At 67.4% G+C, this 21,948-nt stretch carries 17 protein-coding genes; 10 read left to right on the top strand and 7 right to left on the bottom strand.

Annotation, left to right across the window (positions count from 1 at the left end):
• Positions 1-4 precede the first annotated feature (4 nt).
• The gene (locus tag PA6_RS11910; RefSeq protein WP_021701173.1) at positions 5-745 is read right to left on the bottom strand and encodes a tellurite resistance TerB family protein; all 741 of its coding nucleotides are present in this window, start codon (positions 743-745) and stop codon (positions 5-7) included.
• A gap of 184 nt (positions 746-929) precedes the next feature.
• On the opposite strand from PA6_RS11910, the gene PA6_RS11905 reads away from it, so the two are divergent.
• The 9 genes from PA6_RS11905 to PA6_RS11865 all read left to right on the top strand — a co-directional run bounded on the left by PA6_RS11905 (position 930) and on the right by PA6_RS11865 (position 10,669).
• On the top strand, positions 930-1,841 hold the full coding sequence (locus tag PA6_RS11905; RefSeq protein WP_021701172.1) for a LysR family transcriptional regulator: 912 nt from the start codon (positions 930-932) through the stop codon (positions 1,839-1,841).
• 136 nt (positions 1,842-1,977) lie between these two features.
• Positions 1,978-3,432 carry a gamma-aminobutyraldehyde dehydrogenase gene (locus PA6_RS11900; RefSeq protein ID WP_021701171.1) on the top strand — a complete coding sequence of 485 codons (1,455 nt, stop codon included), beginning with the start codon at positions 1,978-1,980 and terminating at the stop codon, positions 3,430-3,432.
• 75 nt (positions 3,433-3,507) lie between these two features.
• Positions 3,508-4,659, top strand: coding sequence for a putative ABC transporter substrate-binding protein YdcS (gene ydcS, locus PA6_RS11895; protein WP_021701170.1), 1,152 nt, complete (start codon positions 3,508-3,510; stop codon positions 4,657-4,659).
• 252 nt (positions 4,660-4,911) lie between these two features.
• Complete coding sequence (locus tag PA6_RS11890; protein ID WP_021701169.1) at positions 4,912-5,946, top strand: ABC transporter ATP-binding protein; 1,035 nt, start codon at positions 4,912-4,914, stop codon at positions 5,944-5,946.
• Between the two features lies 1 nt (position 5,947).
• Positions 5,948-6,892, top strand: coding sequence for an ABC transporter permease (locus tag PA6_RS11885; protein ID WP_021701168.1), 945 nt, complete (start codon positions 5,948-5,950; stop codon positions 6,890-6,892).
• On the top strand, positions 6,882-7,688 hold the full coding sequence (locus PA6_RS11880; protein ID WP_021701167.1) for an ABC transporter permease: 807 nt from the start codon (positions 6,882-6,884) through the stop codon (positions 7,686-7,688). The genes PA6_RS11885 and PA6_RS11880 overlap by 11 nt, the downstream gene beginning before the upstream one ends.
• Positions 7,689-7,811: 123 nt before the next feature.
• Positions 7,812-9,236: a gamma-aminobutyraldehyde dehydrogenase gene (locus tag PA6_RS11875; RefSeq protein ID WP_021701166.1), complete on the top strand. Its 1,425-nt coding sequence runs from the start codon at positions 7,812-7,814 to the stop codon at positions 9,234-9,236.
• Positions 9,237-9,378: 142 nt separating this feature from the next.
• Entirely contained in the window at positions 9,379-9,852 is a 474-nt protein-coding gene (locus tag PA6_RS11870; RefSeq protein ID WP_021701165.1) for an ester cyclase, read from the top strand.
• Positions 9,853-9,991: 139 nt separating this feature from the next.
• Positions 9,992-10,669, top strand: a complete 678-nt coding sequence (locus PA6_RS11865) for a transglutaminase-like cysteine peptidase (RefSeq protein ID WP_052520159.1) — start codon at positions 9,992-9,994, stop codon at positions 10,667-10,669.
• Positions 10,670-10,747: 78 nt separating this feature from the next.
• Here PA6_RS11865 and recJ read toward each other — a convergent pair whose 3' ends face one another.
• Entirely contained in the window at positions 10,748-12,463 is a 1,716-nt protein-coding gene (gene recJ, locus PA6_RS11860) for a single-stranded-DNA-specific exonuclease RecJ (RefSeq protein WP_021701163.1), read from the bottom strand.
• Between the two features lie 145 nt (positions 12,464-12,608).
• Positions 12,609-13,148 (bottom strand): YaeQ family protein, encoded by a 540-nt coding sequence (locus PA6_RS11855; RefSeq protein WP_021701162.1) that lies wholly within the window; start codon positions 13,146-13,148, stop codon positions 12,609-12,611.
• Positions 13,149-13,341: 193 nt separating this feature from the next.
• Here PA6_RS11855 and PA6_RS11850 point away from each other — a divergent pair, with 193 nt between their 5' ends.
• Positions 13,342-15,051 carry an ATP-binding protein gene (locus PA6_RS11850; RefSeq protein WP_147289523.1) on the top strand — a complete coding sequence of 570 codons (1,710 nt, stop codon included), beginning with the start codon at positions 13,342-13,344 and terminating at the stop codon, positions 15,049-15,051.
• A 2-nt stretch (positions 15,052-15,053) separates the two neighbouring features.
• Here the strand turns inward: PA6_RS11850 and PA6_RS11845 are convergent, their stop codons facing one another.
• From PA6_RS11845 to PA6_RS11830, 4 genes are all read right to left on the bottom strand, one after another.
• The gene (locus PA6_RS11845) at positions 15,054-15,743 is read right to left on the bottom strand and encodes a phospholipase D-like domain-containing protein (RefSeq protein ID WP_021701160.1); all 690 of its coding nucleotides are present in this window, start codon (positions 15,741-15,743) and stop codon (positions 15,054-15,056) included.
• Positions 15,744-16,241: a rhomboid family intramembrane serine protease gene (locus tag PA6_RS11840; protein WP_052520161.1), complete on the bottom strand. Its 498-nt coding sequence runs from the start codon at positions 16,239-16,241 to the stop codon at positions 15,744-15,746.
• A gap of 50 nt (positions 16,242-16,291) precedes the next feature.
• Complete coding sequence (locus PA6_RS11835; protein ID WP_021701158.1) at positions 16,292-21,538, bottom strand: DNA repair ATPase; 5,247 nt, start codon at positions 21,536-21,538, stop codon at positions 16,292-16,294.
• Between the two features lie 129 nt (positions 21,539-21,667).
• Positions 21,668-21,907 carry a hypothetical protein gene (locus tag PA6_RS11830; RefSeq protein ID WP_021701157.1) on the bottom strand — a complete coding sequence of 80 codons (240 nt, stop codon included), beginning with the start codon at positions 21,905-21,907 and terminating at the stop codon, positions 21,668-21,670.
• Positions 21,908-21,948: the final 41 nt, after the last annotated feature.

The raw sequence follows: 21,948 nt of genomic DNA, 5'->3' as shown, positions 1-21,948 counted from the left end.
AACCTCAGCGCAGTGCCAGCTCCTGACGCACCTGGCTTTCCAGCTCGGCCTTGAGCGACGGCTCCAGCTTGAGCTGGCGGGCCAGCTCCTCGAGGTAGGCGCGCTCCATGAAGTGCTCCTCGTCGACCATCAGCACGCTGGCGATGTACATCTCCGCGGCCATCTCCGGAGTGCTGGCGGCGCGCGCTACTTCGGCAGGGTCGAGCGGCTTGTTCAGCTCGGCATCCAGCCAGCGCAGCAGCTCCGGATCATTGGCCAGCGCACCGATCTGCTCCTCGATCAGCTGGCGCTCCTTGGCGTCGACATGGCCGTCGGCCTTGGCCGCCGCCACCAGCGCCTTGAGGATGGCCTGGCTGTGCAGTTCGGCCTGCGGTGCCGGCAGGCGATCGACGGTCTGCGGCTCGATACGCGGCTGCGCACTGCCAGCACGCTGCTGCTCCTGCCAGTTGCCGTAGGCCTTGTAGGCAATCACGCCGAGGGCCGCCAGGCCGCCGTAGGTCAGTGCCTTGCCACCCAGCTTGCGCGCGCTCTTGTTACCCAGCAACAGCCCCAGAGCGCCCGCTGCCAGGGCGCCACCACCGGCGCCCTTGAGCAGGGTGCCGAGGTCACCGCTGCCGCCCTTGCCGCCGCCGGTCACGCTGCCGAGCAGGCCACCCAGGCCGCCGGCCGACGATCCACCGGATTTTTGTTGCAGCAGGTCCTGGCCGGATTTGAGCAGTTGGTCGAGCAGTCCACGAGTATTCATCTAAGCCCTCCTGAGGGATTACCTGTCCATGTAAGGCCTTGATTTTAACCACAACAGCCGGAGCGCGAAGTGACGCTCTGCTTCCGGATATTGCGTACAGCAAAAAAACCACTTCCTTTCGATTAAAAAGAACGGCTTTATCTATTTTCGATAAACCGCAACCAATTGCCTCGGATTGCCCGCCATGATGACCCTGCGCCAGATCCGCCATTTCATCGCCGTTGCCGAGACCGGCTCGATCTCTGCCGCCGCCCAGGCGGTATTCATCTCGCAGTCGACCCTGACTCTGGCCATCCAGCAGCTGGAGGAGGAGATCGGCGTCAGCCTGTTCAACCGCCACGCCAAGGGCATGAGCCTGACCCACCAGGGCCACCAGTTCCTGCGCCAGGCGCACCTGATCCTGGCCACCGTGGACAATGCCAAGCGCAGCCTGCAGCAGAGCACCGACCAGGTCGCCGGGCACCTCACCATCGGCGTGACCAGCCTGGTCGCCGGCTACTACCTGGCCGACCTGATCACCCGCTTCCAGCGTGCCTACCCCAACGTGCAGGTCCGCGTGGTGGAAGACGAGCGCCCCTATATCGAACACCTGCTGGTCAGCGGCGAGATTGACGTCGGCGTGCTGATCCTGTCCAACCTGGAAGACCGCCACGCCCTGCAGACCGAGGTACTGACCCATTCGCCGCATCGCCTCTGGCTACCGGCACGCCACCCGCTGCTGGAGCGCGACAGCATCAGCCTGGCCGACGTGGCCAGCGAACCACTGATCCAGCTCAACGCCGACGAAATGGGCCTGCATACCCAGCGCATCTGGAGCCGCGCCGGCCTGACCCCGCACGTGACCCTGCGTACCGCCTCGGTAGAGGCCGTGCGCAGCCTGGTGGCCGCCGGTCTCGGCCTGTCGATCCAGCCGGACATGACCTACCGGCCCTGGTCGCTGGAGGGCGACATCATCGAAGCGCGGCCGCTGGTCGACCTCGGCGAGCCGCTCGATGTCGGCCTGGCCTGGCGCCGCGGCACGGCGCGACCGGCGCTAGTCGACCCGTTCCTCACCCTGGCCCGCGAACAGCCCAACAACCGCAAGGTTTCGATTTAATCGAACGCCACTTTCAATATTTAGAATTTGTCGACCTCAAGCCCGGCCTCTAGTCTCGCTTCCCTATGGACGCAGGCATCCCGGGCCAACCGGAGCCGCCATGCCAGCCGCAACCAATAACAGAAGAAACGCGAAGATGAGCACGCCCACCCTGCACAGCGCCTTGCTGATCGACGGCCACCTGGTCGGCGGGGAAGGTGTCGCCGAAGCCATCCTCAATCCTGCCAGCGGCGAAGTCCTGTGCAGCATCGCCGAGGCCTCGCTGGAGCAGCTCGAAGCCGCCGTGCAGGCCGCCCACCGCGCTTTCCCCGCCTGGTCGCGGACCACCCCGGCACAACGCGCCGCCACCCTGCTGGCGATTGCCGAGGCCATCGATGCGCAGGCCGAGCAGCTGGCCCAGTTGGAAGCCCTGAACTGCGGCAAGCCGTTGCATCTGGCGCGCCAGGACGACCTGCCGGCGACCGCTGACGTCTTCCGTTTCTTCGCCGGCGCCGTGCGCTGCCAGCAGGGCCAGCTGGCCGGCGAGTACCTGGAAGGGCATACCAGCCTGGTGCGCCGCGACCCGGTCGGCGTGGTCGCCTCCATCGCGCCGTGGAACTACCCGCTGATGATGGCGGCCTGGAAAATTGCCCCGGCCCTGGCCGCCGGCAACACCCTGGTGTTCAAACCCTCCGAGCACACGCCGCTGTCGATCCTGGCGCTGGCCCCGGCGCTGGCGCAGATCCTCCCGGCCGGCGTGCTGAACATCGTCTGCGGCGGTGGCGAAGGCGTCGGCAGCAGCCTGGTCGGCCACCCGAAAGTGCGCATGGTGTCGCTGACCGGCGATATCGTCACCGGCCAGAAGATCCTGCAAAGCGCCGCGCGCACCCTCAAACGCACGCACCTGGAGCTGGGCGGCAAGGCGCCGGTGATCGTCTGCAACGATGCCGACATCGACGCCGTGGTCCAGGGCATCCGCAGCTACGGTTACTACAACGCCGGCCAGGACTGCACCGCGGCCTGCCGCATCTACGCGGAAAAAGGCATCCACGATCGCCTGGTCGCCGAACTGGGCGATGCGGTGGCGAGCATTCGCTTCGCCCGCAAAAAGGACGCCGACAACGAGATCGGCCCGCTGATCAGCGCGCGCCAGCGCGACCGCGTGGCCAGCTTCGTCGAGCGCGCCCTTGGCCAGCCGCATATCGAGCGCGTCACCGGTGCCGCGGTGCATTCCGGCCCTGGCTTCCATTACCAGCCGACCCTGCTGGCCGGCTGCAAGCAGAGCGACGAGATCGTCCAGCGCGAGGTGTTCGGCCCGGTCGTCACCGTCACCCGCTTCGACCACCTGAGCCAGGCGCTGGACTGGGCCAACGACTCCGAATACGGCCTGGCCAGCTCGGTGTGGACGCAGAACCTGGACAAGGCCTTCCAGCTGGCCAACCGCCTGCAGTACGGCTGCACCTGGATCAACACCCACTTCATGCTGGCCAGCGAGATGCCGCACGGCGGGCTGAAACGCTCGGGCTACGGCAAGGACCTGTCCAGCGACTCGTTGCAGGACTACAGCGTGGTGCGCCACATCATGGTTCGCCACGGACAACAACTAGACTGACCCAACCCGCTCGGCGCGGTCTGCCGAACGCCATTCATCTGCCCCGATAACAGGTCACAACAAGAGGGAATCACGATGTCCGCGCCAACCACCACGCTTATCAGTGCTCTCGCCACCGCCCTGCTCGCCGCAGGCGCCGTGCAAGCCGCCGAACCGCTCAAGACCCTCGGCAGCGCCGAAGGCCAGCTCGACATCATCGCCTGGCCCGGCTACATCGAGCGCGGCGAAACCGACAAGAACTACGACTGGGTCACCCAGTTCGAGCAGGACACCGGCTGCAAGGTCAACGTCAAGACCGCCGCCACCTCCGACGAGATGGTCAGCCTGATGGCCAAGGGCGGCTATGACCTGGTCACCGCCTCGGGCGATGCCTCGCTGCGTCTGATCGCAGGCAAGCGCGTGCAGCCGGTCAACGTCGACCTGATCCCCAGCTGGAAACACATCGACGAGCGTCTGAAGGACGCGCCCTGGCACACGGTCGGCGGCCAGCACTACGGCACGCCCTACCAGTGGGGCCCGAACGTGCTGATGTACAGCACCAAGTTGTTCAAGGAAGCGCCGAGCAGCTGGAAAGTGGTGTTCGAGGAGCAGACCCTGGCCGACGGCAAGAGCAACAAGGGCCGCGTGCAGGCCTACGACGGCCCGATCTACATCGCCGACGCCGCGCTTTACCTGAAAGCGCACAAGCCGGAGCTGGGCATCAGCGATCCCTACCTGCTCAACGAGCAGCAGTACGCCGCCGCGCTGGAACTGCTGCGCCAGCAGCAACCGCTGATCCACCGCTACTGGCACGACGTCACCGTGCAGATGAACGACTTCAAGAACGAAGGCGTGGTCGCCTCCAGCGCCTGGCCGTACCAGGTCAACGCGCTGCAACTGGAGAAGCAGGAGATCGCCTCCACCGTCCCGGCCGAAGGCGCCACCGGCTGGGCCGACACCACCATGCTGCACGCCGAGGCCAAGCACCCGGTGTGTGCCTACAAGTGGATGGACTGGTCGCTGCAGCCCAAGCTGCAGGGTGACCTGGCCGCCTGGTTCGGCTCGGTACCGGCGGTACCGGCCGCCTGCCAGGGCAACGCCCTGCTCGGCGCCGAGGGCTGCAAGACCAACGGCTTCGACAACTTCGACAAGATCGCCTTCTGGAAAACCCCGCAGGCCGAGGGTGGCAAGTACGTGCCCTACAGCCGCTGGACCCAGGATTACATCGCCATCATGGGCGGCAGGTAAGCCTCCCCTCTCCCTCTGGGAGAGGGGCCGGGGCGGCCCGCGTAGGGGTGAGGGATTTTCAGGCAACTCCGAGCCATCTCAGGCGACGCCAAGCGGCCTATAGCTCCCTCACCCCTGCCCTCTCCCAGAGGGAGAGGGAGTAGTCCCTACTTCCACCGTTTTCCCGTTGTACACCCACCACCGACTCTCCCGTCTCGTGTCGGCAAACCGGCCGGGCCGGTGGTGGGTGGCTTTCCTCCTGGAGTGTTCGAGATGACCCTTGCAGTGCAATTCACCGATGTGTCCCGCGTGTTCGGCGAGGTCAAGGCCGTCGACCGGGTGTCCATCGACATCCGGGACGGCGAATTCTTTTCCATGCTCGGCCCCTCCGGCTCGGGCAAGACCACCTGCCTGCGCCTGATCGCCGGCTTCGAACAACCCAGCGCCGGCTCCATCCGCATCCACGGCGCCGAGGCGGCCGGGTTGCCGCCCTATCAGCGTGACGTCAACACGGTGTTCCAGGACTACGCCCTGTTCCCGCACATGAACGTGCTGGAGAACGTCGCCTACGGCCTCAAGGTCAAGGGCGTGGCCAAGGCCGAGCGCCTGGCCCGCGCCGAAGAGGCGCTGGCCCTGGTAGCCCTGGGCGGCTATGGCGCACGCAAGCCGGTACAGCTGTCCGGCGGCCAGCGCCAGCGCGTGGCCCTGGCCCGCGCCCTGGTCAATCGCCCGCGCGTGCTGCTGCTCGACGAGCCACTGGGCGCACTGGACCTCAAGCTGCGCGAGCAGATGCAGAGCGAGCTGAAGAAGCTGCAGCGCCAGCTCGGCATCACCTTCATCTTCGTCACCCACGACCAGGGCGAGGCGCTGTCCATGTCCGACCGCGTGGCAGTGTTCAACAAGGGCCGTATCGAGCAGGTCGATGCCCCGCGCAACCTGTACATGAATCCGGCCAGCACCTTCGTCGCCGAGTTCGTCGGCACCAGCAACGTGCTCAAGGGCGACCTGGCCATCCGGGTCAGCGGCTCGCCGCGCCCGATGTCGATCCGTCCGGAACATGTGCGCCTGGTCGACAGCGGCGCCAGCCTGCCGGCCAGCGACGAGGCGGAGATCAGCGGCCTGCTGCACGATATCCAGTACCTGGGCGCCGCCACCCGCTACGAGCTGCAGCTCGACAACGGGCAGAACTTCGCCGTGAGCCAGGCCAACAACCAGTGGGGCGTCGGCGATGCCCCCTGCCAGCCCGGCCAGCGCGTCACCGCGCGCTGGGCCCGCGCCGCCATGGTCGCGCTGCGCGAGGAGGCCTGAAATGAGCAGCCAGACCCTGGCCCTGCAGACGGATGGCGGCCTGCTGCGCCGCCTGTCCAGCCTGCTCTACCGTAAGTCCACGCTGTACCTGGCGCTGCTGCTGATTCCGCCGCTGCTGTGGTTCGGCGCCATCTACCTGGGCTCGCTGCTGACTCTGCTGTGGCAGGGCTTCTACACCTTCGACGACTTCAGCATGACGGTCACCCCGGACCTCACGCTGGGCAACTTCAAGGCGCTGTTCCAGGCGGCCAACTTCGACATCATCCTGCGCACCCTGACGATGGCGGTCGCGGTATCCGTGGCCAGCGCCGCGCTGGCCTTCCCCATCGCCTACTACATGGCGCGCTACACCAGCGGCAAGACCAAGGCCTTCTTCTACATCGCGGTGATGCTGCCGATGTGGGCCAGCTACATCGTCAAGGCCTACGCCTGGACTCTGCTGCTGGCCAAGGGCGGAGTCGCCATGTGGTTCGTCCAGGTACTGCACCTGCAACCCGTGCTGGAGTTCCTCCTGGGCATCCCCGGCATCGGCGGCAACACCCTGTCGACCTCGCACCTGGGGCGCTTCCTGGTGTTCGTCTACATCTGGCTGCCGTTCATGATCCTGCCCATCCAGGCCTCGCTGGAACGTCTGCCGCCCTCGCTGCTGCAGGCCTCGGCCGACCTCGGCGCGCACCCGGCGCAGACCTTCCTGCAGGTCATCCTGCCGCTGTCGGTTCCCGGCATCGCCGCCGGCTCGATCTTCACTTTCAGCCTGACCCTCGGCGACTTCATCGTGCCGCAGCTGGTGGGGCCGCCCGGCTACTTCATCGGCAGCATGGTCTACGCCCAGCAGGGCGCGATCGGCAACATGCCGATGGCCGCCGCCTTCACCCTGGTGCCGATCGTGCTGATCGCCATCTACCTGTCCATCGTCAAGCGTCTGGGGGCCTTCGATGCACTCTGAGCAAGCGTCCTGGGGCCTCAAGGCTGCCGCCTGGGGCGGGCTGGTGTTCCTCCACTTCCCGATCCTGATCATCTTCCTCTACGCCTTCAACACCGAAAGCGCCGGCTTCAGCTTCCCGCCCAAGGGTCTGACCCTGGGCTGGTTCAGCGTCGCCTTCGCCCGTGCCGACGTGCTGGAAGCCATCGTGCTGTCGCTCAAGGTGGCGAGCATCGCCACGCTGATCGCCATGCTGCTCGGCACCCTGGCCGCGGCGGCGCTGTGGCGGCGCGACTTCTTCGGCAAGGAGAGCGTGTCCCTGCTGCTGATCCTGCCGATCGCCCTGCCCGGCATCGTCACCGGCATCGCCCTGCTTTCGGCGTTCAAGACCTTCGGCATCGAGCCGGGCCTGCTGACCATCGTCATCGGCCACGCCACCTTCTGCGTGGTGATCGTCTACAACAACGTCATCGCCCGCTTCCGCCGCACCAGCTACAACCTGATCGAAGCCAGCATGGACCTGGGCGCCGACGGCTGGCAGACCTTCCGCTACATCGTCCTGCCCAACCTGGGCTCAGCCCTGCTGGCGGGCGGCATGCTGGCCTTCGCCCTGTCCTTCGACGAGATCATCGTCACCACCTTCACCGCCGGCCATGAGAAGACCCTGCCGATCTGGCTGCTCAACCAGCTGTCGCGCCCGCGTGACGTGCCGGTGACCAACGTGGTCGCCATGCTGGTGATGCTGGTGACCATGCTGCCGATCCTCGGCGCCTACTACCTGACCAAGGGTGGCGAGGGCGTGGCCGGCAGCGGCAAATGACCTTTACGCCCCTCTCCCGTCGGGACAGGGGCCGGGCTCTGTGCAGCTCGTAACTCCCTCACCCCAACCCCTCCCCAAAGGGAGAGGGGCTTAACAAACAACCGCAACGACGAGGCTTATGCGATGCAAACCAAACTGCTGATCAACGGCCAACTGGTGGCTGGTGAAGGTGCTGTCCAGCCGGTCCTCAATCCTTCGCTGGGTACCACCCTGATGGAGATCGCCGAGGCCAGCCCGGCCCAGGTCGACGCTGCCGTGCAGGCGGCCGATGCCGCCTTCGCCGACTGGTCGCAGACCACCCCGGGCCAGCGCTCGGCGCTGCTGCTGCAGGTGGCCGACGCCATCGACACCCATGCCGAGACACTGGCCCGCCTGGAATCGCAGAACTGCGGCAAGCCTTACGCCGCCACCCTGGGCGACGAGCTGCCGGCGGTCGCCGACGTGTTCCGCTTCTTCGCCGGCGCGGTGCGCTGCATGCCGGGCTCGGCCGCCGGCGAGTACCTGCCGGGGCACACCTCGATGATCCGCCGCGACCCGGTCGGCGTGGTCGCCTCCATCGCGCCCTGGAACTACCCGCTGATGATGGCTGCCTGGAAGCTGGCCCCGGCCCTGGCCGCCGGCAACTGCGTGGTGCTCAAGCCCTCCGAGCAGACCCCGCTGACCGCGCTGAAACTGGCCGAGCTGATCGCGCCGATCTTCCCCGCCGGGGTGGTCAACCTGGTGTTCGGCCGCGGCCCGAGCGTCGGCCAGCCACTGGTCACCCATCCCAAGGTGCGCATGGTCTCGCTGACCGGCTCCATTCCCACCGGCGTCAACATCGTTTCCAGCACCGCCGAAACCATGAAACGCACCCACATGGAACTGGGCGGCAAGGCCCCGGTGCTGATCTTCGACGACGCCGACATCGACGCCGCCGTGGAAGGCATCCGTGCCTTCGGCTTCTACAACGCCGGCCAGGACTGCACCGCCGCCTGCCGCATCTATGCACAGAAAGGCGTGTACCAGCAGTTCGTCGCCAAGCTCGGCGAGGCCGTCAGCACGCTCAAGCTGGGCACCCAGGACGAGGATGGCGTCGAGCTCGGCCCGCTGATCACCGCTGCCCACCGCGACCGTGTGCTGGGCTTCCTCGAACGCGCCAAGGCCGTACCGCACATCCAGGTGGTCACCGGCGGCCAGGCCGCCGACCGTCCGGGCTTCTTCGTCGAGCCGACCGTGCTCGCCGGCGCTCGCCAGGACGACGAAATCGTCCGTCGCGAGGTGTTCGGCCCGGTGGTCTCGGTCACCGAGTTCGACACCGAGGAGCAGGCCCTGGCCTGGGCCAACGACTCCGACTACGGTCTGGCCAGCTCGGTGTGGACCGCCGACGTGGGCCGCGCCCATCGCCTGTCGGCGCGCCTGCAGTACGGCTGCACCTGGGTCAACACCCACTTCATGCTGGTCAGCGAGATGCCGCACGGCGGCATGAAGCTCTCCGGCTACGGCAAGGACATGTCCATGTACGGGCTGGAGGACTACACCACCATCCGCCACGTGATGATCAAGCACTGATCCGAGCGCCGCGCGCGACGCTCAGATAACGCCAATGTTTCCCTGCCCCACGGGCGGCGCCCGGCGCCGCTCGCGGGCAGCGCTACGCCGATTTCGGGCCAGCCGGCCCATCACCCGCGGGTCCGCCCGCATGGAGGCAAGCATGCGTCATCTCGTCAGAGCCTTATCCCTGCTGTCGCTGTTGTGTTTCGCCCACCTGGCCCAGGCGGCCGACGCCAAGGCCATCGTCGACGGCTACATGGCCGCCTGGAATGCCCATGACGCCGACCAGGCTGCCACCTTCCTGGCCGAGGACGCGGTGTATTTCGACGCCACGGTCGGTACGCCGCAGAACGGCAAGGCCGCCGCGCGCGACAACGTGATCAAGGTCTTCGTCGGCGCCGTACCGGACCTGAAGTGGGAGATGACCAGCGCGCCCATCGTCAGCGCCGACGGCATCGCCTTCCAGTGGAAGTTCAGCGGCACCAACAGCGGCGACTGGAGTGCCGAGACCAAGGCCACCGGCAAGCCGCTGTCGTTCGAGGGGGTCAGCTTCATCCGCATCAAGGACGGCAAGATCGCCTACCAGGGCGACTATTACGATGCCCTCGGCTTCAACAAGCAGCTGGGTTGGTAGGCGGAGCGTGAACCAGCGCATGGATTTGCAGCTAAGCCGGCAAATGCACGCGCAAACAGAGTAGGCCGTCACATCCGGCGGCAGGGCGATCTTTCAGGATCGCCCGAATCCCGCCATCCCGGCGGCCGGAACAGCCGCCATGCCACTGCCCTCGCCCATCTGCCGCCCTCCGCGCCGAGCCCTGCTCGGCGCACTGGGGCTATGGGTGGGGCTGATCGGCACCCCGAGCAATGCCGGCAACCCCCAGCCGGCAGCGCTGGCCGAGGCGATCAGCGCCAATCGCCTGGACGCCTGGGAGCAGGTGCTGGCGACGCCCGGCAGCGCCGACGATGCCGCACTGCTGGAACGGGTCAACCGCTTCGTCAACCGCAGCGTGCTGCACGGCGAAGACCGCGATATCTGGGGCGAGGCCGATTACTGGGCCACTCCGCGCGAAACCCTCGGCCGCGGCCGTGGCGACTGCGAGGACATCGCCATCGCCAAGTACTTCGGCCTGCTGCGCCTGGGCGTGGCCAGCGACAAGCTGCGCCTGACCTTCGTCAAATCCCTGGAACTGAAACGAGCACACATGGTGCTGGCCTACTACGCCGACGAGCGCGCCGAACCGCTGATCCTCGACAACCTGCAGACGCAGATCCTGCCCGCCCACCAGCGCCGCGACCTGCTGCCGGTCTATGCCTTCAACAACCACGGCATCTTCCTCGGCAGCGCCCCGCAGCGCCCGTCGACACAGTCGCCGCAGCTGCTGTCACGCTGGCAGGACGTCAGCGCGCGGGCACTGGCCGAAGGCTCGACCGCCCCAGCGCCGCAGAGCTGATTCTCCCCTCGCCCACCGCTGGGAGGAGGTAACTGAAACAGGCCATCTCCCGTAAACGGGAGAGGGAGAACAACCCGCTCAGCGCGGCGCCAGGTGCGCCACCATCAGCTGCACGCTCTCGCGCCCCTGGTACTCGTTGACGTCCAGCTTGTAGGCCAGCTCGACCCAGCGCACGTTGGGGTTGGGCCAGATATCGCGGTCGACGTTGAAGGCGATGCCATCCAGGGTCAGGCTGCCGCATTCGGTCTTCAGCACCAGCTTGAGGTGCTTCTCGCCCACCACTCGCTGGGTGACGATCTGGAACACGCCGTGGAACAGCGGCTCGGGGAAATGCTGGCCCCAGGGCCCGGCATGGCGCAGGGCCTTGGCCAGCTCCAGATGGAACTCCTCGGCCCCCAGCTGGCCATCGGACAGCAGGCGGCCGGTCAGGTCGTCCTCGCTCAGCTGGCGGCGTACTTCGGCATCGAAGGCCGCGGCAAAGGCGCCGAAGTGTTCCTGCGGCAGGGACAGGCCGGCGGCCATGGCATGCCCGCCGAACTTGCTGATCAGCCCCGGATGGCGCGCCGCCACGGCGTCCAGCGCATCGCGGATGTGCAGGCCCGGCACCGAGCGCGCCGAGCCCTTGAGCAGGCCGTCGCCGGCGTCGGCGAAGGCGATGGCCGGGCGGTGGTAGCGCTCCTTCAGGCGCGAGGCGAGGATGCCGATCACGCCCTGGTGCCAGTCCGGCTCGAACAGGCACAGGCCGAACGGCATATCGGCCAGCGGCAGATCCTTGAGCTGGGCCAGCGCCTCGCGCTGCATGCCCTGCTCGATGGCCTTGCGATCCTTGTTCAGCTCGTCGAGCTGCTGCGCCATGTCGCGGGCCAGGGCCTCGTCCTCGCACAGCAGGCACTCGATCCCCAGGCTCATGTCATCCAGGCGCCCGGCCGCGTTGAGGCGCGGCCCGAGAATAAAGCCGAGGTCGGTGGAGGTGATCCGCGCGTGCTGGCGCCCCGCCACCTCCAGCACCGCCCGCAGCCCCGGCCGCGCCCGCCCGGCGCGGATGCGCGCCAGCCCTTGGTGCACCAGGATGCGGTTGTTGGCATCCAGCGGCACCACGTCGGCCACGCTGCCCAGGGCCACCAGGTCGAGCAGCTCGCCTAGGTTCGGTTCAGAGATACCCGCTTTGGCGAACCAGCCCAGCTCGCGCAGCCGCGCACGCAGGGCCAGCAGCACGTAGAACATCACCCCGACCCCGGCCAGTGCCTTGCTGGGGAACGCGCAGCCCGGCTGGTTGGGATTGACGATGGCGTCGGCCGCCGGCAGCTCCGGGCCCGGCAGGTGGTGGTCGGTGACCAGCACCTTGAGCCCGGCCGCCTTGGCCGCGGCCACGCCGTCGACGCTAGAGATGCCGTTGTCGACGGTGACCAGCAGCTCGGGCTGGCGCTGCAGGGCCACGGCGACGATTTCCGGGGTCAGGCCGTAGCCATACTCGAAGCGATTGGGCACCAGATAATCGACATGCGCCGCGCCGAGCATGCGCAGGCCGAGCACGCCGACCGAGCTGGCAGTGGCGCCGTCGGCATCGAAGTCGCCGACGATGAGGATGCGCTGGCGCTGCTGCAGGGCCTGCACCAGCAGGTCCACCGCGGCGTCGATACCCTTCAGTTGCTGATACGGAATCAGCCGCGCCAGGCCCTTGTCCAGCTCGGCGGCGGACTGCACGCCACGCGCCGCGTACAGACGGGTCAGCAGGGGCGGCAAGTCGCCCAGGTCGGGCAGTTGGGCGGGAAGTGGGCGGGGTTCGATGCGCATGGGTAGTCCGGTTGTGTTTCTGGGCGGGCCGGAGTGGCACGTCTTGCTCCCTCTCCCTCCGGGAGAGGGCTGGGGTGAGGGAGATTCCGAGCAGTTGGCAAGACCCTCACCCCTGGCCCCTCTCCCAAGGGGAGAGGGGGAACGATCAGCGTTCGCCAGCCAGCCACTCCAGCGGAATCTCGTGCTGGCCGCGCTCGTCGGTCACATAGAGGTGGCCATCGCTGATCATCACGCTCCAGCTCACCGAGCGCGGCAGATCGCGCGCCAGGTTTTCCAGGGCTTCCTGGTTCACCCCCACCACGTTGATGTTCTTCAGGCTGCGCACGCTGTCGAGCACCTTGTTCTGCCAGACGCGCAGGTTGCCGTAGGCCACCAGGCTGAACTTCTCGGTGCGCCGCGAGCACCAGGTAATGCGTTCGGCGTCCGGCTGGCCGACTTCGATCCAGTGCAGCACGCGATCGTCCAGGCTCTTTTCCCACAGCGCCGGCTCGTCGACATCGGACAGGCCACGGCCGAAGGCCAGCTGCTCGTGGTACCACAGGGCGTAGGCGATCAGGCGCACGCACAGGCGTTCCTCGGTCTCCGATGGATGCTTGGCCACGGTGAAGCGCAGGTTCTCGTAGACGTTGCGATCGATGTCGGTGAGGTTGAGTTCGACTTTGTAGGGCGTGGCTTGCAGAGCCATGGGGCAGTACCGGCTGGGAACGAAGGGCGGCAAGTCTAGCGCGAAACCCCTGGCAGGTGCGGACCGTACGACCGGACCAGGTTGGCAAATAGCGTCCGGCGCGGTTGCCAGGCACAGGCAGGCCCCTTATAAGACCGCGCATCGAAAGCCCTCATGGTCGAGCGGCTTGCCTGGAGAAGGAAATTCCATGGAAATGTTCATCGCACTTCTGGTCATCGCCATCATCGTCGGCGTGGTCATCTTCATCAGCGCTCGCGACCCCGGCGACCTGCACCTGAACATCCAGGGCAGTCCGGCGCGCATCACCCTGGACGAAGCCAAGCAGGTCAACCGCGTCACCTACCTGCAACTGATCAGCCCGGAGCTGGCCCGCGCACTGGCCGGCAAGCTGCAGGGCGATGCCTGGCAGCTCGTCCAGAGCGGCCTGTGCGTCAGCTGGCTGAATGAAGGCCGGCAGGACGCTGCCCTGCAGCTGCTCGGCAAGCTCGACCCGCATCACCGCGGCGTCGCCCTGAGCAACCTGCTCAGGCACCTGATCGAGGCAGGCGAGGAGCGCCAGGCCCTGGAGCTGCTGACGCAGTCCGGCGACGAACTGCCCGCGCAGCCGTTGCTCAGGGTAGCGCTGCTGCGCGCCGAGGGCCGCCTGGACGAGGCGCGCACCGAGCTGAGCGAACTGGACACGTACAAGGGCAACGCCGACGTTCTCCACCTGACCCAGCTGGCCCGCCAGCAACGCGAACTGGAGCAGCGCGACGCCGCGCTGCACAGCCTCGACCTGGCCTGGCAGCTGATGCAGGGCAGCGCCGCGGTCGACGAGTACCTGGGGCTGGACGCGCTGCTCGCGGAACTGGCCGCACTTGGCGAGTTCAGCCGGCTGCAGGCGATTGCCGAACAACTGCCGGTGGCACAGCGCCCGGCGGCCATCGCCGAACTGATCCGGGCCGGCCTGTTCGAGCAGGCCCGCGCCCTGCTCCAGGGCCTGGCGCAGTATCAGAGCGAGTCCCTGCAGGGGCAGATGTTCGGCGCCATGCTGGCCCGCGACCAGCTGATCCAGGCCGAGGAGCTGCTGGGCCAGGTGACGAACGCCCAGCACACCACCCTGCTGGTCCGGCTGGCGCAGTGGCATATCGTCCGCGGTAGCTTCGAAACGGCCGCAGCCGGACTGCAGGCACGCGCACGCAGCCCGCAGGAACGCATCGACCTGTATCTGTCGCTGTGGAAACTGCAGGTCGGTGAACGCCCCGAGCTGGCCGCCAGGCTGCTGGACCAGGCCGAGGGCTGGGTAGCGCAGCTCACCGAGGACGAGCAGGACGACCTGCGCTTCTTCGTGCTCGATGCGCGCCTGTCGACCCAGAGCCTGCTGCCCGAGCGGCAGCGCACCAGCTATGAGATTCGTCGTGGGCTGGAGGAAATGGAGCGCTTGCTGCAGGGCATGGACAGCTACAGCCGCATCGCCAATCTCGGTCTGCTGGCGCGCCTGCTGCACCAGCTCGGCCGCGCCGAAGATGCCCTGGCCAAGCTGGCGCAGGCCCGTGAACTGCTGAGCCGTAGCGGCCCGCAGGACGACCTGGAGGACCTCGACAAGGCCCTGCTGCTGGAGGACATCGCCACCACCTATCTGCAACTGCAGCGCCTGGACCTGGCCCTCGCCGCCCGCGCCGAGATCCCCGAGAGCGAGATATTCGACGAGCGCGACTGGATCGCCGCCCTCATCGAGCACGACCATCTGCAGCAGGCCATCGAGGCGCTGGACCTGCGCACCCTGTTCGCCGTCGCCGCGCCACTCGCCAGCCTGACCGGCAAGCTCGCCGAACTGGCCGAGCAGGGGCAGGCGCTACGCGGCCAGTTGCTGGCCAAGCTGAGCAGCGACGCGTTCTGGGAGCCTGCCGCCAGCGCCGCCTGATCTCAGCGGGCGAAGCGCGCCCAGAGTTCGTCGAACTCGCGCGCGTAGCTGCTCACCAGCTGTGGATGGTCGATCACCAGCAGGTTCTCCTCGTTGCTGGTGCTGGCGCTGCGGGTCCAGTTGAAACTGCCATTGAGCAGCAGGCGACCGTCGAACAGGGCGAACTTGTGGTGCATGTGATAGGGGCTGTCGTCGATGCGCAGCGGCACGCCCTGGGCGATCAGGTGCTGGATGTCGCTGCCCTCGTCGTGCTGTTTCTCGTTGTCGCTGATCACCCGCACCGTCACGCCACGGCGGTGGCAGGCGACGATCTCCTCGCTCAGGCGGTCGTCGGAGATGGTGTAGACGCAAATATCCACCGTCTCGCGAGCCTGGCGGCACAGCTCGCGGATCTTGCGCAGGCAGTCCTCGCCGGGGCTGAAGTGGGCGCTGGCCACGGCCGGGCGCGGCGGCGCGCTGGCGGCATCGAGGGTCTTGATCACCTGCTCCAGCCATTTCAGTGCCGGCAGGGCATTGGCCGCATCGCTCAGGGTCAGGTCGCGCACCAGATCGAAGGCGCGGTTACGCAGGTAGCGCACCTGGTCCGGGCCCAGGTCGCTGCCCAGCTGGCGCAGCTCGTCGCGCTCCTCGTTGCTCAGCTTGAGGTCGACCAGGCTGTCGCGCAGCTGCTGGTCCAGGCGGGTGAAATCCATTCAGTTTCTCCTTGAGGTGCGGGTCAGCGCGGCATACAGCACGCCGCACAGGGCGCCCGCCAGATGGTATTCGAACGAGATGCCCTGGCGCGGCAGCAGGCCGAACCACCAGCCGCCGTAGTAGAACAGCACCAGCACGGCGATCAGCAGGCTGCCCAGGCTGCGCTCGAACCAGGCACGGCCGAGCAGCAGGCCCCAAAGACCGAACACCCAGCCACTGGCGCCCAGGTGCATGCCCGGACGGGCCAGCAACCAAACCAGCAGGCCGCTGCCGAGGATGATGAAGGCGCTGGCAGCGACGAAGCGCCGCGGCGGGCCGAGCAGCGCCAGCCAGCCGAGCAACAGCAGGCCCGGCAGGTTGTTCAGCAGATGCCACCAGCCGGCATGCAGCCAGGGCGCGAAGAGAATGCCGGGCAGGCTACCGAGGTGACGCGGCAGCACGCCCCAGGCGTTGAGGGCATCGCCGCTCAGGCTGTTGATCAGCTGCACCAGCAGCATCAGCCCGGCGATGCCGGCCAGCAGCTGCAGGCGCGGCGCCAGCCAGGCGGTCACGCCTGCTCCGGCCCCGGCTCGGCGGGCGCCTGCGGCGCGCCGAGGAACTGGCCCAGCTCACGCATGCGCTGGGCCATCTCGCCCATGCGGTTGTGGGTGCGCAGGTCGATCTCGATCTTCTTGTCCATCGCGTTCATCAGCGGCAGGAAGCTGTTCTGCAGGGTCTCGGCCAGCCGTTCCAGCAGCACCTGCACGCCCGGCTGCGGCGGTGCCTGCACGGCCACCTCGACCTGCGGCTGCAGGCTGCCGAGGCGCTGCAGACCGGCCAGCAGCTCGTCCCAGGGAATTTCCTGCTGCTTCTGCGGCTCACCGCCCAGAGCACGGATGCCCTCGACCAGGTCGTTGAGCTGGGCCACCACGCGGGAGCCGACATCGCTGTCGCTACCGCCCATGGCCTTGTTGCGCAGGAAGTCGCGCTTGATCTGCGCCCAGCGCTCGCTCTGCTCCGCGGTCATATTGCCGCGCAGCTCGGCCAGCTTGAGCAGGTTCTCCTCGGCGCCGGTGGTGAGCAGCTGCGACTCGCCCTGGTAATGGTCGGCGATCAGCTGCAGCAGCTCGGCGTCGTTCATCACCGCGCTGATCTTCTCGGTCATCTTGTTCATGTTGCGGTAGCTGCCCTGCAACTTGAACGGCGGCTCAGTGCGGTACTGGTCGGCCTGGGCGGCGCTGGCGATGTACTGCTGGTTGACCCGCAGCACCACGTCGCGCACCTGCATCAGGCGCTGCAGGGTGCTGACGATCTCGTTGATCTCGGCACCGCTGTAGCCGTGGCTCAGTTCGTTGGCGGAGAACGGCTTGCCCTCGGCCTTGGCGACGAAGCGGTAGACGTCGGCCATGTCGCGGGTGGCCAGCGGCGCCAGCACCGGGTTGGAGGTCAGGCCGTTCTCGATGTACGAGAGGGCGAAGGCCTCCTGCATGCCGCCCAGGGTGTCGCCGAGGTTGTAGATGTCGGCGCGGTTGGCCAGCATGTCCGGAATCTTGAAGACCTCGCCGGACTCGGTGTACGGGTTGCCGGACATGATCACGCAGAACTTCTTGCCGCGCATGTCGTAGGTCTTGGTCCGGCCCTTCCACACGCCCTCGATGCGCCGGGTGCCGTCGCACAGCGAGATGAACTTCTGCAGGAATTCCGGGTGGGTGTGCTGGATGTCGTCGACATACAGCATCACGTTGTTACCCATCTCCAGCGCCAGGTTGAGCTTCTCCAGCTCCTGGCGCGAGGTGGCGTCCGGCGCCTGGGCCGGGTCGATGGAGCGCACCTCGTGGCCGAGGGCCGGGCCGTTGATCTTCATGAAGATCAGGCCGAGGCGATGGGCCACGTACTCCATCAGCGTGGTCTTGCCGTAGCCGGGCGGCGAGATGAGCATCAGCAGGCCCATCAGGTCGGTGCGCTTGTTCTCGCCGGCGGTGCCCATCTGCTTGGCCAGGTTGTCGCCGATAAAGCCCAGGTACACATCGTTGATCAGCTTGTTGCGCACGAAGGAGCTGAGCGGCTTGGCCTTGAACTCGGACAGGCGCAGCGCCGCGCGCTCGCGGCCGATCACCTCCTGGCGCAGCGCCTGGTAGCGCTGCAGGCCGGGCAGGAAGGTCTCGCGGTGACGGCGCAGGCGGGCAAACAGGTCGTCCACCGCCAGTACCAGCTGGCGCTCCTGGATGCGCGGGTGCTCGCCCATCAGGCCGGTTACGGTGAAGCGCAGGTCCACTTCGGTGACACGACCGGGGAAGCCTTCGGCCAGCAGCGACAGCGCTACCGCCTCGGCAACATAGCCGGCCAGCGGCGCGAACTCGTCCTGGGCGCAGAGGCCGCGCAGCCAGTTGTCGGCCAGCGCCCACTGCGCCGCCGGGCGGCCATCGAGGTTGGCCAGGGCACGCTGGTAGTCGTCCCACATGCGCGCGCCCTGCAGGCGCAGCTTGAGGCCTTCCTGCAACTGCTTGGCGTACTTACTGAAGACGAACTCGATACGCTCGGCGGCCAGCTCCTGCACCAGGTACTCGGCGGCCTCGCTCAGCACCGCCTCGCCCAGGCCCAGCGGCTGCTCGGCGAGGAAGGTCTGCAGCGCCTCGGCGATCTCGCCCTGTAGCTGTTGCAGGCCTTCGCGGCGGCCGAACAGCTGCTGGATATGGCGGCTGGTACGCGCCCGTTCCGGCCACTGGGCAGCGCTCTCGTTGTCGCGTTGCAGGCTCCAGAACAGGCAGGCCAGCGCGCGCGCCTCGGCGCCGTAGCGCAGCAGCCCGGCGCTGCCCCGCAGCGGCAGCAGCTGGGCGAGAATGGCGGCGGCGTCGTGGTCGTGGATGCCCTTCTCGTAGCCTTCCTTGTAGCGCGGCGCGGCGAAATCGCGGATCAGCTTGGCCAGCTCGTCCGGTTGTGCCAGCAGGGATTTCAGGCGCTCCAGGTCGAGGCCCTCGCGCCCCTCGTCGGCGGCCGCCAGCACCTCGCCGGCCAGGTATTCGGCGCGGTACAGCTGCTCGGACTCGGACTCCAGCGCCACCTGCCAGAACGGCTTGAGCGCCTCCAGCTCGGCGTTGGCCAGCGGTTCGAGGAAGTCGGTGCCGGTCAGGTGCAGGTACAGCTGGTCGCCGCGTGGCAGCAGGGTCAGGTCCAGCTCCTGGGTGTTGACGCTGAAGCGGTGGCGCGGGCCGAGCTTGATGACGTTGCCGCCTTCCTCGAATAGCTCGCTCTTGTCGCGCAGCGCGCGCACGGCCTGATCGCGGGCACCCTTGAGGCGCGCCTCGATGTCGTCGGCCTTGACACTGTCCTTCAGCTCGCGCAGGCGCTCGGTCATCTCGCGCAGCTTGAGGATCAGCGGGTCGGCGGCGAAGAAGGCGTTGAGTTCCTCGGCCTGGGTGAACTTGGCGGTGCGCCGGGCCAGGCTGTCGAGGATGCGCTTGGCCGCATCCAGCACGCTCTGCGCCTTGCGCTGGCGCTCGTCGAGCAGCGCCTGCTTATGCGCCTCGAAGGTCTCCAGCAGCTCCTCGCGCTTGGCCAGGATATCGCCGATGAACTGCTCCTGGTCGCCGAACTGGCTCTCCAGTTCCTCCAGCTGCACCAGCAGGCGGGCCAGCTGCTCGTCGCAGCGCTCCGGGTCCTGGGCCTGGCCGAGGGCGTTGGTGATGCCCTGGCTGAACAGTTTGAACTGGGCGCCGAACTGCGCCACCGTCTCGCTCGAACCCAGGCCCTTGCGCCGTTGCTCGGCACGGGCCTTGGCCTGGTTGAGGCGGGCATAGATTTCGGAAATCGATTCGACGATACGGGTGCGCTGGGTGGCGTCGTCGATCTTCAGCGACGCCATCAGGGCGGACAGCATGTCCAGGTCGGCGGCCATGGTCTGCAGCGCCGCCAGTGGCTCATTCAGCTGGGCCACGGTCTCGGCCTTCTGCGCCTGCTCATCCAGGCCCTGCAGGCGCACCACGAACGGCTGCAGCGCGGTCGGCCCGGCGAGGAAGCTGGCGGTAGCGGCCGACACGCGTTCCTGGGCGGCCAGCAGCTCGGCTTCCATGGCGTCCAGGCGCAGCAGGTCGATGTAGCGGTACTCACGGATGGTCAGCAGCAGGCCGCGCTGGGCGGTGATGCCGTTGAGGCCGTCGACGAAGCTCTGCGCCTGGTCCCAGCTGTCCGGCAGCAGGCCGTCGAGCAGGGTCTTGTGGCGACTCTCGGCGTCGACCATGGCTTGGGCCGACTGCTTGCGGATGCTCTCGACCTTCTCGTACTCGTCCAGCACCAGCTCGGCGGTGGCGGCGATCTCGCGCAGCAGCGGCGCCAGCCCGGCCAGTTGCTCGCCGGCCAGCCAGTGGTAGGCGTCGAACAGGCGGCGGGTGTTCTGGCACAGCAGGCTATAGCGCTGCACCGACACCGCCGGCGTGTCGATCTCGCGGCACAGGTCGTAGAGGTCGGAGACGCCGCGCACCAGCTCGGCGTTGCCGATCTTGCCGAGGAAGCCGCTGCGCGCCGGCTGGCGGGCGGCGAACTCGTCGCTGCAGAACGGCGTCTGCCAGATCTGCATCGGGTGGATACGGGTCGGCTCCTCGCCTTCGGCGGCGAAGATCACCGTGCGACCATCCTCCAGGCGCGCATAACCGTGGCCGAACAGCGGATTCTGCAGCTGGCGGTTGATCATGTTGTAGGTCAGCAGTACCGCGCGGCCTTCTTCCGGGTGGTAGAAGATATACTGCACGTCCTCGCCGTTGGGCGAGCGCACGGCGCGCTTGAAGCGCATGCCGGCCATCGATTGCTCGAAGGTCTTGTACTCGCCGCTCTGCAGGTAGTAGCCACCGGGGAAGATGATGCCGTGGTCGTCCGGCAGCTGCACGCAGGCCTGGCCGATGGCGTCGATGCGCTCCACCTTGCCGGTGAGGCCGTTGTACACCAGGTAGCGCCACTGCTCCTCGCGGTACGGCAGTACCTTGAGCAGTACCAGGCTGCCGAGGCGGGCGAACTCGACTTGGGCGTCGTCCAGCGACTGGGTCTTGTCCAGCACCTCCTCGCGGTAGATGCCCAGCCCGGTCTCGGTGTTGTTCTCGACCTTGATGGTGAGGTCGCCGCCGATGGTCTCGACGAACAGGATGTCGAGGATGTTCAGGTGCGGATGGCGGCCTTCCACCACCATCTCGCGGGTGGCCTTGATCCACTCGAAATCGAACGGCGCCGGCAGCGCGATGTCGCGCTCGCCACGGTTGTCGATGTAGCGCACGTCCTGGCCGTCGACCGAGATCGACCAGCGGAACACGCGAATGTCGCTGATCCGCTCACCGATCTGGAAACTCGCCAGCAGCTTGCCGTCGCGCACCATCAGCTGCAGCAGGCGGGTGTTCTTGTAGTAGCTGTACAGCTCGTTGAAGTCGGCGACGAAGCTGGCCTGGGCCAGGAAGCTGCCGTCCAACGGCACCGGCTCGGCCTCGTAGCCTTCGGCCTGCTCGACCAGGCGGTAGAGGGAGAACACGTCCTCGACGCGGGTCTCCTTCTTCAGGCCGAGGAACACGTTGTAGCCGAACAGCAGGCAGTCGCCGACCTGGACGATGTCGCGGGCAATGCAGTTGTTCTCGGTGCGGATGCGTACCCGCCCGATCACCTCCATCTGGCTGCTGCCGAACTCCTCCAGGCGCTGCCGGTTGAGCTGCTCGGTGGTCTGCCGCAGACGCTGGCCCTGGTCCTGCAGGCGCTTGTGCAGCACCTCGTAGGCGCCGCCTTCGGCGACGGCCTTGTCCAGTACATCCTGGGTTTGAGTTGCGGCGGGTGCGTCCGACATCGTGGCCTTCCTGGATCTGCGCTGTCTGCGGGCAAGGGTGCGGGGAGTGAAACTGAGCTGAGCGGGAACGCCTGCAACGCGCGAGCGGACGGCGGAGCATCAGCCGCCGCACCCGCGCGCTGGCGCCGCTCAGGCGCCGATTTTCTTGGCGACCTCGGCGAGCTTGTCGCGCATGGCCTGGTCGATTTCCTCGGGCTTGATCTGCGCGATGATCTTCTTCAGCACACGGATCTCGTTGTCGTCGATCGCCCCGTCGCGCTCGGCGATGTCCAGCAGCGCGCCGAGTTCGTGCACGTCCAGGCGGCCATCATTGGCGAAGCACTGGATCGAGCGGAACGTCATTTCCAGATAATCCCTGGGTTCCAGCATCACATGTCTCCTTGATTCAAGCGGGGTTGGCTAGAGCGCCG

The organism is Aquipseudomonas alcaligenes NBRC 14159, from assembly GCF_000467105.1.
Taxonomy (GTDB): domain Bacteria; phylum Pseudomonadota; class Gammaproteobacteria; order Pseudomonadales; family Pseudomonadaceae; genus Aquipseudomonas; species Aquipseudomonas alcaligenes.
The sequence above is the reverse complement of the archived record's forward strand: the minus strand, read 5'-3'. Positions and strand labels throughout refer to the sequence as shown.